Source organism: Variovorax sp. V35 (genome assembly GCF_041154465.1).
In the GTDB taxonomy this organism is placed as follows: Bacteria; Pseudomonadota; Gammaproteobacteria; order Burkholderiales; family Burkholderiaceae_C; genus Variovorax; species Variovorax boronicumulans.
The window spans coordinates 6775538-6788466 of sequence record NZ_AP028666.1; the positions used below are offsets into that span (position 1 = coordinate 6775538).

General features: G+C 66.5%; 14 protein-coding genes. 3 read left to right on the plus strand and 11 right to left on the minus strand.

Translation table 11 applies throughout. The features are described 5' to 3' along the window. Nucleotides 1-43: 43 nt before the first annotated feature. Nucleotides 44-412, minus strand: coding sequence for a hypothetical protein (locus ACAM42_RS31320; RefSeq protein WP_062478764.1), 369 nt, complete (start codon nucleotides 410-412; stop codon nucleotides 44-46). Between the two features lie 286 nt (nucleotides 413-698). Between ACAM42_RS31320 and ACAM42_RS31325 the strand changes: the two genes are divergently transcribed. After that, nucleotides 699-1589 (plus strand): LysR family transcriptional regulator, encoded by an 891-nt coding sequence (locus ACAM42_RS31325; protein ID WP_070061881.1) that lies wholly within the window; start codon nucleotides 699-701, stop codon nucleotides 1587-1589. A 51-nt stretch (nucleotides 1590-1640) separates the two neighbouring features. Here the strand turns inward: ACAM42_RS31325 and ACAM42_RS31330 are convergent, their stop codons facing one another. Then, nucleotides 1641-2324, minus strand: a complete 684-nt coding sequence (locus tag ACAM42_RS31330) for a dienelactone hydrolase family protein (protein ID WP_062478769.1) — start codon at nucleotides 2322-2324, stop codon at nucleotides 1641-1643. Nucleotides 2325-2381: 57 nt separating this feature from the next. After that, nucleotides 2382-2981, minus strand: coding sequence for a 2-hydroxychromene-2-carboxylate isomerase (locus ACAM42_RS31335; protein WP_062478772.1), 600 nt, complete (start codon nucleotides 2979-2981; stop codon nucleotides 2382-2384). 139 nt (nucleotides 2982-3120) lie between these two features. On the opposite strand from ACAM42_RS31335, the gene ACAM42_RS31340 reads away from it, so the two are divergent. Further along, nucleotides 3121-3867 (plus strand): SDR family oxidoreductase, encoded by a 747-nt coding sequence (locus ACAM42_RS31340; protein ID WP_369630470.1) that lies wholly within the window; start codon nucleotides 3121-3123, stop codon nucleotides 3865-3867. A 2-nt stretch (nucleotides 3868-3869) separates the two neighbouring features. Further along, nucleotides 3870-4523 carry a MarC family protein gene (locus tag ACAM42_RS31345; RefSeq protein ID WP_056576614.1) on the plus strand — a complete coding sequence of 218 codons (654 nt, stop codon included), beginning with the start codon at nucleotides 3870-3872 and terminating at the stop codon, nucleotides 4521-4523. A gap of 10 nt (nucleotides 4524-4533) precedes the next feature. On the opposite strand, the gene ACAM42_RS31350 is transcribed toward ACAM42_RS31345, so the two are convergent. From ACAM42_RS31350 to ACAM42_RS31385, 8 genes are all read right to left on the minus strand, one after another. Next, complete coding sequence (locus ACAM42_RS31350; protein WP_369630471.1) at nucleotides 4534-4995, minus strand: EVE domain-containing protein; 462 nt, start codon at nucleotides 4993-4995, stop codon at nucleotides 4534-4536. A 153-nt stretch (nucleotides 4996-5148) separates the two neighbouring features. Beyond that, a complete protein-coding gene (locus ACAM42_RS31355) occupies nucleotides 5149-6315 on the minus strand; it encodes an ABC transporter substrate-binding protein (protein ID WP_369630472.1) in 1167 nt (388 codons plus the stop codon). A 32-nt stretch (nucleotides 6316-6347) separates the two neighbouring features. After that, a complete protein-coding gene (locus tag ACAM42_RS31360; protein ID WP_369630473.1) occupies nucleotides 6348-8204 on the minus strand; it encodes a long-chain fatty acid--CoA ligase in 1857 nt (618 codons plus the stop codon). 8 nt (nucleotides 8205-8212) lie between these two features. After that, complete coding sequence (locus tag ACAM42_RS31365; protein ID WP_056576626.1) at nucleotides 8213-8986, minus strand: ABC transporter ATP-binding protein; 774 nt, start codon at nucleotides 8984-8986, stop codon at nucleotides 8213-8215. A gap of 268 nt (nucleotides 8987-9254) precedes the next feature. Continuing rightward, a complete protein-coding gene (locus tag ACAM42_RS31370) occupies nucleotides 9255-10073 on the minus strand; it encodes an ABC transporter ATP-binding protein (protein WP_095747054.1) in 819 nt (272 codons plus the stop codon). Continuing rightward, nucleotides 10070-11146, minus strand: a complete 1077-nt coding sequence (locus ACAM42_RS31375) for a branched-chain amino acid ABC transporter permease (protein ID WP_062478791.1) — start codon at nucleotides 11144-11146, stop codon at nucleotides 10070-10072. Before ACAM42_RS31375 ends, ACAM42_RS31370 begins: the two co-directional genes overlap by 4 nt. A 7-nt stretch (nucleotides 11147-11153) precedes the next feature. Continuing rightward, on the minus strand, nucleotides 11154-12029 hold the full coding sequence (locus tag ACAM42_RS31380) for a branched-chain amino acid ABC transporter permease (protein WP_070061875.1): 876 nt from the start codon (nucleotides 12027-12029) through the stop codon (nucleotides 11154-11156). Nucleotides 12030-12050: 21 nt separating this feature from the next. After that, a complete protein-coding gene (locus tag ACAM42_RS31385; RefSeq protein ID WP_095950254.1) occupies nucleotides 12051-12881 on the minus strand; it encodes an AraC family transcriptional regulator in 831 nt (276 codons plus the stop codon). Between the last annotated feature and the right edge of the window lie 48 nt (nucleotides 12882-12929).

The window sequence follows — 12929 nt, forward strand, 5'->3', positions numbered from 1 at the left end:
ATCAGCTCTGACCGCCCCGGAAGGCGGCTGGCTTCGCGGCCAATTACTTGGCGACGGCGCCCGAACCTTGCTGGGCTTGAACGCGTGCGTCCATCGGGTTCACCATGGTCGAGATGACCTTGCTGTTGACGCGCGAACCCGAGGTCACGTTCTGGTCGGGAGCGTAGGCGGTGCGGATGGCTTCGGCTTCGACGATCGAACGGTCCTTCGACACGGCCACGGTTTCCGCGCCGCGCGAGCCACGCACGACGTTCTGGTTCGGGGCTGCGGCGGTGCGCTGGGCTTCGGCGTTGACTTCGTCACGGCTCTTGGACGAGATCACTTGGGTCACGCCTTGGTACGTCTCGGCTTGGGCGCCGGTGGCGGCCAGGAGGGTCAGGGCGGCGGCTGCGAAAATGTGCGAGGTCTTCATGTCTGTTCCTTGTGTTCGGCTAGATGGGGTGTCCACCAGGCTTGCACGTTGGCTCGCCTGTGCGGCGAGTGTCAGCCGGAATTCCTTCGGGAAAACACTCGGTTCAGAGACACGGTGTTTCCTGTAGCGAAACAATCAGTCAACAAAGTCGTGCACGCAAAAAACCGGGCGCACACCGCCTGACTGCTTCCGGCTTACACCAGAACCCCGCGCCGGTCCTATCCGGCAAAACCCCCGAGAATCGGCACACCGCGCTCCCTCGCGAAAAACAAAGGGTTTCACTGACATGGACAGTCTCGATCTGATCAAAACCTTCCGGGAAGTCGCCTCGCACGGCAGCTTCTCCCAGGCCGCCAAGCGGCTCGACATGTCGAAGGCCACGGTCAGCAAGTACGTCGCCGAACTCGAGACCCGCTTCGGCGTGCGCCTGCTCAACCGCTCCACGCGTTCCGTCAGCCTCACCGACGCCGGCCAGCTGCTGCTGGAGCGCAGCACGCCGATGCTCGAAATGGTCGAGCTCACCCAGGCCGAGTTGCAGGAGCGCGCCAGCCAGCCCGGCGGCCGGCTGCGCATCTCGGCCCCGCACGGCATGGGCAACGGCGAGTTCCCCGACCTGCTGGCCGACTTCATGCGCCACTACCCCGACGTGAGCATCAGCCTGCAGCTGACCAACCGCACCGTCGACCTCGCCGAGGAAGGCATTGACGTCGACATCCGCAGCGGCCCGGTGGAAGACGCCAACCTCATCGTGCGCAAGCTGCGGCTCATCCACATGGTGGTCTGCGCCTCGCCGGTCTACTGGAAGAAGCACGGCAAGCCCGCGCACCCACAGGAGCTCGCCCACCACGAGGCGCTGACCCATTCGCTGCTGGGCACGCAGCCCGCGTGGCGCTTCGATGACAACGGCCAGCCGCTGGACGTGCAGGTCAAGAGCCGCATGGACTGCACCGAGGGCGCGCCGCTGATCCGCGTCGCGATGCGCGGCTTCGGCGTGATCTACCTGCCCTCGCTGCTGGTGCAGTCGCACATCGACAGCGGCGAGCTGGTGCCGGTGCTCGAAGGCTATGCGCGCAAGGACATGTGGCTGTCGGCCGCCTACCTGCAGCGGCGCCACAACAGCGCGGCGCTGCGCGCGCTGCTCGATTTCCTGCAGACGCGGGTCGGCGCCAAGAAATAGAAATGAAAAAGCCCGGCACTGCCGGGCTTTTGCTTGAGGCGCGCTGCGGTCTCAGCCGACGTGCTTGGCAAAGAAGGCCAGCACGCGTTCACGCGCCGGCTTCGCCGCCTCGGCGTTGTACGAGCCGCGCTGGTCGCAGTTGAAGCCGTGGTCGGCCTCGTAGACATGCACGTCCACTTCGGGGTGCGCCTTCTTGAAGGCCTCGATGGTGTCCAGCGGAATCCAGTGGTCGCGGTTGCCGAACTGCGCGAGCACCGGCACCTTCGGCTGGCGTGCGCTTTCTTCCGGCGTCGTCATGCCGCCACCGTAATAAGGTGCGGCAGCGGCCAGACCCGGCAGCAGGGCTGCGGCGCGCCAGACCAGCAGGCCGCCCCAGCAGTAACCGACGATGCCGACCTTGCCCGCCTTCGAGGCGTAGGCGATCGCGGCTTCGAGGTCCTGCAGCACGCCGGGCGCAGGCAGCGCCTCGACCGCGGTCTTGTAGCCGAAGCCGGTCTTCATGTCGTCGTCGCTGTAGCCCAGCTCGACGCCGGGCTTGACGCGGTGGAAGGTCGACGGCGCCACGGCCAGGTAGCCGTCGGCCGCGTAGCCGTCGGCTACCGAGCGGATGTGCGAGTTCACGCCGAAGATTTCCGGCACCACCACCACGGCGCCGCGCGGCGTGCCCGTGGGCTCGGCCACGTAGGCGGGAAAAGTGAAGCCGTCCTTGGCGGTGAGGTCGATGAATTGGCCCATGGGGTTCTCCTGAAACGATGGAATGAAAAAAGAAAAAGCGAGTTGGCTTGCGCGCCGTCAAGCGCGCAGCGCCCGCTCGACGAAATCGAGCCGGTCCTGGCCCCAGAAGATCTCGCCGTCGATCACGTAGCTCGGCGCGCCGAACACCTGGATGTCGATCGCTTCCTGCGTGTAAGCCTCGTAACGCTCCTGCACCGCCTGGCTCTGCGATTGCTCGGCGCGCTTGGCCGGCAGGCCGCATTCCGCGACCAGGGCTTCGAGCAGGTTCGGGTCGCCGATGTTCCGCTCCTGAACCCACACGGCCGCGAACACCGCCGCGCTGATGCGCATCGCGGCCTCGGTGCCGTCGTGCATGTCGACCGCGATGATCAGCCGCGCGGCATCGTCGCCGGCCACCGGAAAGAACTTCGGCTTCGGGTTCAGCGGCAGGCCCAGGTGCTTCGAGAAGCGCGCCAGCTCGAGCAGCCGGTAGGCCTGGCGCTGCGGTGCGCGCTTGCCCAGCGGCAGGCCGCCCGACACGGGGAACACGCTGCCCATGTCGATGGGCCGCACGCGCACGGTGGCGCCAGCGGCCGCGGCGATGGCGGCAAAGCGGGTATGCCCCAGATAGGTCCACGGGCTCTGTGGCGCAAAGTAATAGTCGATGGTCTTGTGCATTCAGTAACCTCCGTGCTGCGCACTGCGGTGCGAGCTGGCTTGGGGCGGCGCGGCGCTCGTGCTCATGCGCCAGCCCTCGGTGATGTAATCCAGGCCGTCGGTTTTAACTGACGCACAGTTTCTCTGCAGGAGGTGGGATTTGGACCAGGTGCTCTTGATCACCGGCGGTGGGCGCGGCATTGGTGCCGCCACGGCCTTGCTCGCCGCGAAGCGCGGCTACGCCGTGGCCGTGAACTACGCCAGCGACTCGCTGGCCGCCGACGAGGTGGTGCGCACCATCCGCGCGGGCGGCGGCACCGCCATGGCGGTGCAGGCCGACGTGGGCGACGAGGCCCAGGTGCTCGCGATGTTCGCGAAGGTCGACGCCAAGCTCGGGCGCCTCACCGCACTCGTGAACAACGCCGGCGTGGTCGATGTGCAGGCGCGCGTCGACGAAATGAGCGTGGCGCGGCTGGAGCGCATGTTCCGCATCAACGTGATCGGCAGCTTCGTCTGCGCGCGCGAGGCGGTGAAGCGCATGAGCACGAAGCACGGCGGCGAAGGCGGCGCCATCGTCAACATCTCCAGCGGCGCCGCGCGCATCGGCTCGCCCGGCCAGTACGTCGACTACGCGGCCAGCAAGGCAGCCATCGACACCCTGACCATCGGCCTGGCCAAGGAAGTGGCCGACGAAGGCATCCGCGTGAACGCGGTGCGCCCCGGCGTGATCGACACCGAGATCCACGCCTCCGGAGGCCAGCCTGGCCGCGCCGCCGAGATGGGCCCAGGCGTGCCGATGAAGCGCAGCGGCACCGCCGAAGAAATTGCCGGTGCCGTCCTGTGGCTGCTCTCGCCCGAGGCCAGCTACACCACCATGGCCCTGCTCGACGTGACCGGAGGACGATAACGATGAGCACCTCCATGGACCTCATCAAGCCGCTGGTCACGCTGGTGGCCATCGTCAACCCGCTGGCCATCGTGCCCTTCTTCATTCACTACACGCAGGACTACTCCGACGCCCAGCGCAAGCGCACGGTGCGCATGTCAGCCTTCAGCGCCTTCGTGGTCATTGCCGTCAGCGCGCTCATCGGGCTGCAGCTGCTGTCCTTCTTCGGCATCTCGATCGCGAGCTTCCAGGTCGGCGGCGGGCTGCTGCTGCTCATGAGCTCGATCTCGATGCTCAACGCGCAACCGGCCGAGAGCAAGACCAACGTCGACGAGCTGCGCGCGGTGGAAGTGAAGGCGTCGATGGGCGCCTCCATCGCGGTGGTGCCGCTCACCATTCCGCTGCTCACCGGCCCGGCCGCCATCTCCACCGTGGTGATCTACGCCGACAAGACACAGCACCTGTGGGAGCTGGGGCTGCTGGTCGGCTATGGCGTGGTCGTAGCGCTGGCGACCGCGCTGGCGTTTTCGCTCGCGCAGCCGATCGCGCGGGTGCTCGGCAAGACCGGCATCAACATCATGACGCGGCTGATGGGCCTGATCCTCGCGGCGCTCGCGGTCGAGGTGATGGCCGACGGGCTCGGCAAGCTGTTCCCGATCCTGTCGAAAGTCGCCTGAACCGGTTCGTTCAGGCCAGCATCTTCTCGATGACCTTCCAGTGCGCCGGCTCCACCGGCGTGATCGACAGCCGGTTGCCCTTGCGCAGGATGACCAGATCGGCCAGCTCGGGCTTGGCGCGCAGCTCGGGCAACGCCAGCAGCCGCGTCTTGCGCAGCGCCTGCACGTCGACCAGCAGCCAGCGCGGGTCTTCCTTCTTCGCGCTGGCGTCGTAGTACGGCGACTTCGGGTCGAACTGCGTCGGGTCGGGCTTGATGGCCGAGGCCACGCGCGCGATGCCGGCAATGCCGGGCTCGGGGCAGCTCGAGTGATAGAACAGCACGCCGTCGCCGACCTTCATGCCGTCGCGCATGAAGTTGCGGGCCTGGTAGTTGCGCACGCCGGTCCACGCCACGGTGGCATCGGGCGCGGCGAGGGCATCGTCGATCGAGACCTCGTCGGGCTCGGATTTCATCAACCAATACTGGGGCATGGCGGGCTCACGCTGAGAGTTCGCCGCAAATATAAACCTGCGCGCCCAGATCGTGGAACACCGCGGAACCGGCTTTGCCGGGCCGCTGGTGTTGCCCCCGGCGAGGGGGTTGGAGAAGCGACACGCAGTGCGCGAAGCCTGGGGGAGTACCAGTTACGGCGTCACGTAGTCGGAGACGACGACCCACTTGCCGTCCTTGATCTGCGACAGCCGCGACTGGTCGTTGCCCAGGCGCTTGGTGGCGGTGTAGGTGCTCTTCGGGCTGCCGAACATGTCGGGCTCGAAGGTGATGCTGTCCATCGCCTTGATGAAGCTGTCGGTCGTCAGGTTCGGGCCGGCCTTGGTGGCGGCCTTGATGAACGAGTCGATGATCACGTAGCCGTACACCGAGAACACGGTCGGGTCTTCGTTGAACTTGGTCTTGTACTTGTTGGCCCAGAAGCGCAGCGGCTGCGACTGCTCGTCGGTGTAGGGGTTCTGCACCGTCATGGTGGCGTACACGCCGTCCATGGCCTTGCCGCCGAGCTTGTGAATCAGGTCGGTGTAGGCCGCGCTCGAGCCCAGGAAGGTCGGGTTGAAGCCGGTCTTGCGCGACTCGCCCACCGTGCCGATGGTCTCGCGGATGATGGTGCCGAGCACCACGAGGTCGCAGTTGGCGGCCTTCATCTTGGCGACCTGCGAGCTGAAGTCGGTGGCGCCGCGCTTGAACGAGGTCTTCTCGGCCAGCTCCATGCCCGCGGCCTTCAGGCCGGCCTCGGCGCCGCGCTGCACTTCCAGGCCGAACTCGTCGTCCTGGTAGATCGTGCAGACCTTCTTGGCGCCCTTGTCCTTGATCATCTTGGGCAGTGCCAGGCGGATCTGGTCGTAGTAGGTGGCCGCGAACGAGTACTTCAGCCGGTTCAGCGGCTCGTACATTTCGCGCGCCGCCGTGATGGGCATGTAGTTGACGACGTTCTTGTCGAACTGCACCGGCATCGCCGCCATGTTCTGTGCCGTGCCGATGTGGCCGGCCATGATGAATATCTTTTCCTGGTTGACCAGCTTCTGCGCCGCCAGCACCGCCTTCTTCGGGTCGTAGCCCGAGTCTTCGACGAAGAGCTTGAGCTTGCGGCCGTTGAGCGTGCCCTGCTCGTTGAGTTCGTCCACGCGCAGCTGCATGCCGTTGCGCGCCTGCTTGCCGAAGCCCGCCAGCGGACCCGACAGGTCCTGGATGGTGCCGATGCGGATCTCGTCCTTGTTCACGCCCTGCTGCTGCGCGGACGCGAGCGTCGCGATCAAGCCCAGCACGGCCAGCGTCGTCAATGTCTTGAGCTTCGTCATAGCGTTGTCTCCTCGGGTTGGCAAAAAAGAGGTCAGCGGTACATGGCGTCGATGCGCTGCGCGTACTTGGTCTGCACCAGCTTGCGCTTGAGCTTCATCGTCGGCGTGAGCTCCTCGTCCTCGGCGCTGAGCTGCGTTTCGAGCAGGAAGAATTTCTTGATCTGCTCGACGCGCGCGAACTTGGCGTTGACGCGATCGATCTCGCCCTGGATCAGGTCCTGCACTTCCTGCGTGCGTGTCAGGCTCTCGTAGTTGCTGAACGGCACGTCGTGGTCCTGCGCGAATTTCTCGACGTTCTCCTGGTCGATCATGACGATCACCGTGAGGTAGGGCCTCTTGTCGCCGATCACCACGGCATCGGTGATGTAGAGGCTGAACTTGAGCTCGTTCTCCAGCTCGCTCGGGGTCACGTTCTTGCCGCCTGCCGTGATGATGATGTCTTTCATCCGGTCGGTGATGCGGAAATACCCGTCCTCGTCCATCACGCCCACGTCGCCCGTGTGCAGCCAGCCGTCGGCGTCGATGGTCTCGGCGGTCTTCTCCGGCAGATTCAAATAGCCCATGAAGACATTGGGGCCGCGCACCAGGATCTCGCTGGTGGCCGGATCGATGCGCACCTCGTTGTAGCCCGTGGCCGGGCCGATGGAGCCGGGCTTGATGCGGGTGACGGGCACGGCCGTGGAAGCACCGCACGACTCCGTCATGCCCCACACCTCGAGCATGGGCACGCCCAGCGCGAGGTACCACTTGACCAGCTCAGGCGAGATGGGCGCCGCGCCGGTCACGAGAAAGCGCGCGCGGTGGATGCCGATGAGCTTGCGCGCGTTGTCCAGCGCCAGCAGCCGCGCCAGCCGGAACTTCAGGCGCAGCCCCGTGCCGATCTCCTGCCCCGCGAGCACCTTGTTGGCGATGGTCTCGCCCACGCCGATGCTCCAGTGGTAGGCGGCCTGCTGCAGCGGGCTGGCCTCCTTCAGCGCGATCATCACGCCCGAATAGAACTTCTCCCACACGCGCGGCACGCCCGTGAACACCGTGGGCGCGATCTCGCGCACGTTCTCGGGCACCGTCTCGGGGTTCTCGACGAAGTTGAGGATCGAGCCCGTGTACATCGCGAAGTACTCGCCGCCCATGCGCTCGGCGATGTGGCACAGCGGCAGGAAGCACATGCGCTCGTCTTTCTCGTCCTGCGCGATGAGCGTGTTGTAGCCGCGCGCGGTGTACACCAGCCCCGCGTGGCTGTGCATGGCGCCCTTGGGCTTGCCGGTGGTGCCCGAGGTGTAGACCAGAATCGCCAGGTCTTCGGGACGGCAGGCCGCCACGCTGCGCTCCACCGCCTGCGGATCGCCCGCCAGGTGCGTGCGGCCGAGGGCGCGCAGCGCATCGAGGCTCATCACGCCCGGGTCGTCGAGCTCGCGCAGGCCTTCCATGTCGAACACGACCACGCGGCGCAGGCCGGGCAGACGGGCACGCACCTCGAGTGCCTTGTCGAGCTGCTCGTCGTCTTCCACGAAGAGCACGGTGGTGCGCGAGTCTTCGCACAGGTACTCCACCTGCGAGGCGGCGTCGGTCGGGTAGATGCCGTTGGACACACCACCGCAGCTGAGCACGGCCAGGTCGGCCAGCACCCATTCGATGACGGTGTTCGAAAGAATGGACGCGCACTCGCCGCGCGTGAAGCCGATGGCCTGCAGGCCGGCCGCGATCTCGCGCACGGCCTCGGCGGTCTGGCGCCAGCTCCAGCTGCGCCAGATGCCCAGCTCCTTTTGCCGCATCCAGATGTTGTCGCTGCGCTGGCGCACGGCGTTCCAGAACATGGCCGACAGCGTCTCGCCGGGCACGAGGATGTCGTGGCCGGGTTCGATGGTTCGAAGATCCCAGAGTCCTTGCATGGCGACGGCTACCTCCAGGTCTTCTTCTTTTTCCAGCGCCGCTCGCCGCGCACGCCGTCGTCCTTGACACCGAGGTAGAACTCCTTGATGTCGTCCTTCTCGCGCAGACGTTCGCACGAGTCTTCCATCACGATGCGACCGTTCTCCAGCACGTAGCCGTGATCCGCGGCGTTGAGCGCCATGTTCGCGTTCTGCTCCACCAGCAGGATGGTGGTGCCGCGCTCGCGGTTGATGCGCACCACGATCTCGAAGATTTCCTTGGTGAGCTTGGGGCTCAGGCCCAGGCTGGGTTCGTCCAGAAGAATGAGGTGCGGCGCCGCCATGATGGCGCGCGAAATGGCCAGCATCTGCTGCTGCCCGCCCGAGAGCAGGCCGGCGTCCTGCGTGGCGCGCTCGCGCAGGATCGGAAAGTAGGTGAAGACGGTCTCGATGTCCCGCGCCACGCCGTCGCGGTCCTTGCGCGTGTAGGCGCCCATCAGCAGGTTGTCCTTCACCGACAGCAGCGGGAACACCTCGCGCCCTTCGGGCACATGGCTCAGGCCCTGCTGCACGATGAAGGCCGGGTCTTTCGCCGTGATGTCCTGGCCCTGGAACTCGATGCTGCCCTTGCGCGGATCGATGATCCCGGAGATGGTCTTGAGGATCGTCGTCTTGCCCGCGCCGTTGGAGCCCAGCACCGTCGCGATCTCGCCCTTGCGCACCTTCAGGCTCACGCCCCGGATGGCCTTGATCGGACCGTAGGCGCTTTCGACATTGAGCAGTTGGAGTACGACGTCGCTCATGCGTGTGCTCCCGAGTTCAAGGCGGAACGCGCAGAGCCATCACGCCACGACGAAGCCCGGTGTGCGGTGCGGCGTGGGCGCCCCCTCTGTGCCGCCGAGGAGCGCAGCGTTTCGCGGATCAGGGCTCGCAGCTGTTTGAGCGAAGCGAGTTCTGCGAGACCCCGCGAAACGCGAGCACCGCAGGGCAGCCGCGCAGCGGCCGGCACAGTGGGGGCGACCGCGCCGTGCCGCGCACCGGGCGTCTCCAAAGGGGTAACGAAGAAGCAAGTCACGCCACCACCCTCCGCAAACTGCTCACGTCATCCACAGTCCCAAGGTAAGCCTCGATGACCCGCGAATCCGCCTGCACCTCACGCGGAGACCCCGTAGCCAGCACCTCGCCCTGATTCATGGCCAGCACGCGATCCGACACCTTGGAAACCAGCGACATGTCGTGCTCGACCATCAACACCGACACCCCCAGCTCATGCTGGATGTCCTGAATCCAGAACGCCATGTCCGCCGTCTCCTCGACATTGAGCCCCGAAGAAGGCTCGTCGAGCAGCAGCAGCTTGGGCTCGGTGCACAGCGCGCGTGCAAGCTCCACCACCTTGCGCACGCCATAAGGCAGCCCCGCCACCATCGAGTCGCGGTAGTGCTGCAGGTCGAGCAGGTCGATCACCTGCTCCGCCTTCTCGCGCGCCGCGATCTCGGCGCGGCGCGTGGCCGGCGTGAAGAACACCTCGCTCCAGAACCCCGTCTGCCGGTGCGTGTGGCGCCCGATCAGCAGGTTGTGCAGCACCGTCGCATGCTCGAACAGCTCGATGTTCTGGAAGGTGCGCGCAATGCCCAGCGCGGCAATGGCGTGCGGCGCCTGCTGCGTGAGCGCGATCGCCCCACCCGCCTCGCCATGCCAGGTGATCTCGCCCGTGGTCGGCGTGTAGATGCGGCTGATCAGATTGAACACCGTCGTCTTGCCCGCGCCGTTCGGGCCGATGAGCGTGAACACCTCGCCGCGCCGCACATCGAAGCTCACCTTGTTGACCGCCAGCACGCCGCCGAAGCGCACGCTCAGGTCTTTCGCAGACAGAAGGACGTCGTTGCTCATCTCAGCCGATCCGATTTGGTGAACGACTTCTGCCGCTTGAACAAACCCTTGCGGTAGAACGGGAAGAGCTGCAGCCAGGTGCGGATCTTCAGCCAGCGCCCGTACAGCCCCAGCGGCTCGAACAGCACGAAGGCGATCAGCACCAGCCCGTACACCAGCCCCTGCAGGCCGGGCGCCTGGCCGACCACCGCCGGCAGCCAGTCCTTGCCCATCGAGATCAGCTGCGGCATCGCGATGAGGAAGATCGCGCCGAGGAACGCGCCGTGCACCGAGCCCAGCCCGCCGATCACCACCATCAGCAGCAGGTCGATCGACTGCAGGATGTTGAACTGGTCCGGCGAGATGAAGCTCAGCTTGTGCGCATACAGCGCGCCACCCAAGCCCGCGAGCGCGGCCGAGATCGCGAACGACATCGTCTTGTAGCGCGCCAGGTGGATGCCCATGCTCTGCGCCGAAATCTCCGAATCACGGATGGCGACGAAGGCACGCCCCGTCGGCGAGCGCAGCAGGTTCAGGATGCCCAACGTGGACACCACCGCGACCACCAGGCACAGAAAGTAGAAGCCCTCGCCCGAGCCCAGCGACCAGCCGAACAGCTGCGGCGACTTCACATGCAGGCCCGCATTGCCGCCCGTCACGCTTTCCCAGCGCGCGAACACCTCCTCGACGATGAAGCCGAAGGACAGCGTCGCGATGCCCAGGTAGATGCCCTTCACGCGCAGCGCCGGCATCGCCACCACCACGCCCACCGCCGCCGAGAGCGCCGCCGACGCGAGTAGGGCGAGCGGGAACGGCACGCCCATGTTCGTCAGCACGCCCTGCGTGTACGCGCCCGTTCCGAGGAACGCCGCGTGCCCGATGGAGAACTGCCCCGTGAAGCCCGCCAGCAGCATCAGCCCCAGGCCGACGATGCCGTAGATCAGCACGAAGGTCAGCTGCGCGAGCCAGTACTCGTCGATGACCCACGGCGCGACGAGCAGGAAGGCCACGAGCAGGCTGTACCAGAGCACGTGGCCACCGTGCCGCGCGAGGCGGATGTCCTGGTCGTAGCTGGTCTTGAAGATGAAGCGCATGGGATGTTCAGACCTTCTTGCGCAGCTTTTCGCCGAACAATCCGTTCGGCTTGATCATGAGCATCAGCAGCACCACGATGTACGGCGCCGTGTCCTTGAAACCGTCGGGCAGATAGAAGCCCGCGAACGACTCGACGATGCCGATCACCAGCCCGCCGACGATCGCGCCCGGCAGGCTGCCGAAGCCCCCCACCACCGCCGCCGGAAAGGCCTTCAGGCCGATGAAGCCCATGTTGGCGTGCACGAAGGTGATGGGCGCCAGCAGCATGCCGGCGATGGCCGCCACCGCAGCGGCGAGCCCCCACACCAGCCCGTTGAGCCGCTTCACCGGAATGCCCATGTAGTAGGCCGCCAGCTGGTTCTGCGACGAGGCCTGCATCGCGATGCCCAGCTTGCTGTAGCGGAACATGGCGTACAGCAGGCCGCACAGGATCGCGGTGGCCACGATGATCACGAACTGCTCCAGGTTCACCACCAGCTCGCCCAGCTTCCAGATCTGGTCCTTGTAGGGCACGGCCAGCGTGTGGGTGTCGGTGCCGATGCCCGGCACCATGGTGATGAGGCCGCGCGCCACGTAGGCGATGCCGATGGTCAGCATCACGATCGAGAACTGCGGCTGCCCGAGGATCGGGCGGATCACCACCAGCTCGAGCAGCACGCCGAAGGCCGCCATGGCCACCACGGCCAAGAGCGCCGCAAGCCAGAACGGCATGCCGAAGAGCGACATGCCCGCGAAGGCACCGAACGCGCCGAGCATCATCAGGTCGCCCTGCGCGAAGCTCACCGTTTCGGTGGCCTTGTAGATCAGCACGAAGCCCAGCGCGATGAGGCCGTAGATGCACCCTTGCGCAATGCCCGAAAGCAGGAGTTGGAGGATCTGCATGCGATGCCGTCCCGCCTGCGCTTACTGCCGGAACCCGCCGGCCGCGTCGTGCAGCGCGAGGCGGCGCGAGCCCGCCACGATGTCGCTGGGCTTGAGCCCGTAGACCTGGCGGATCGAATGGCTGAAGTGCGTGGAATCGGGGTAGCCTGTGTCCAGCGCGATGTCGGTGAGCGTGCCGCTCTGGTGCACGTAGCGCAGCAGGCTGCGCGCGCGCTTCCAGGCCCGGAAGCCGCGAAACGCCATTCCGGTTTCCTGCTTGAACAGGTGCAAAAAGCGCGAGAACGACAGGTGCACCGAGGCCGCGCAATCTTCCGCCGAAGCGGGCGCGGCCGGGTCGGCCACGAGCATGTCGACCACCTTGCGGATGCGCGCGTCGAGCGGGCGCGGCGTGAGCGGGCCGTCGAAGAACAGCGCGTCGAAATCGAAGCCGTCGAAGTCGATGCCGCGCGCCGAGGCCGCCAGCAGGTGGGCGTGGACCTCGCGCATGCGCTGCACGAAGGCCGGCGCATCGACCGGGCCGCAGTGCTGCAAAAAGGCCGGCATGCGCGCGGGATCGACCGACTCCGATTCGATCAGCAGGTTGAAGATCAGCGGGCAGGCGCTCTCGACCTGGTGCGGCACGTGCGGCGGCACCACGATGAACTCGCCGCTTTGCCAGGCCCCGCCGCCGATGCGGATGCGGTTGGGCGGCGCACCGGCGGGCGACACGTACACGCCGTGCCCGCCCATGGCGCGCTCGGCCGCGGCGCCGAGCAGCCCGGCGTAGAAGACGCGCTGCGGCGTGAGCCACATGAGGCGTTCGCCCTGCCGTGCATCGCCGCCCGAAGGCGTCGACGTCCTGGTTCGCTGCATGGTGTCTGTCTCCTGCATCGGTCGACGACGTCCGACCGGGGGGTGGCG

Excerpts from the sequence above, each read along its gene's own strand:
- ACAM42_RS31320 (WP_062478764.1), bottom strand. The coding sequence starts at position 412 with ATGAAGACCTCGCACATTTTCGCAGCCGCCGCCCTGACCCTCCTGGCC.
- ACAM42_RS31325 (WP_070061881.1), top strand. The coding sequence starts at position 699 with ATGGACAGTCTCGATCTGATCAAAACCTTCCGGGAAGTCGCCTCGCAC.
- ACAM42_RS31330 (WP_062478769.1), bottom strand. The coding sequence starts at position 2,324 with ATGGGCCAATTCATCGACCTCACCGCCAAGGACGGCTTCACTTTTCCC.
- ACAM42_RS31335 (WP_062478772.1), bottom strand. The coding sequence starts at position 2,981 with ATGCACAAGACCATCGACTATTACTTTGCGCCACAGAGCCCGTGGACC.
- ACAM42_RS31345 (WP_056576614.1), top strand. The coding sequence starts at position 3,870 with ATGAGCACCTCCATGGACCTCATCAAGCCGCTGGTCACGCTGGTGGCC.
- ACAM42_RS31350 (WP_369630471.1), bottom strand. The coding sequence starts at position 4,995 with ATGCCCCAGTATTGGTTGATGAAATCCGAGCCCGACGAGGTCTCGATC.
- ACAM42_RS31355 (WP_369630472.1), bottom strand. The coding sequence starts at position 6,315 with ATGACGAAGCTCAAGACATTGACGACGCTGGCCGTGCTGGGCTTGATC.
- ACAM42_RS31360 (WP_369630473.1), bottom strand. The coding sequence starts at position 8,204 with ATGCAAGGACTCTGGGATCTTCGAACCATCGAACCCGGCCACGACATC.
- ACAM42_RS31365 (WP_056576626.1), bottom strand. The coding sequence starts at position 8,986 with ATGAGCGACGTCGTACTCCAACTGCTCAATGTCGAAAGCGCCTACGGT.
- ACAM42_RS31370 (WP_095747054.1), bottom strand. The coding sequence starts at position 10,073 with ATGAGCAACGACGTCCTTCTGTCTGCGAAAGACCTGAGCGTGCGCTTC.
- ACAM42_RS31375 (WP_062478791.1), bottom strand. The coding sequence starts at position 11,146 with ATGCGCTTCATCTTCAAGACCAGCTACGACCAGGACATCCGCCTCGCG.
- ACAM42_RS31380 (WP_070061875.1), bottom strand. The coding sequence starts at position 12,029 with ATGCAGATCCTCCAACTCCTGCTTTCGGGCATTGCGCAAGGGTGCATC.
- ACAM42_RS31385 (WP_095950254.1), bottom strand. The coding sequence starts at position 12,881 with ATGCAGCGAACCAGGACGTCGACGCCTTCGGGCGGCGATGCACGGCAG.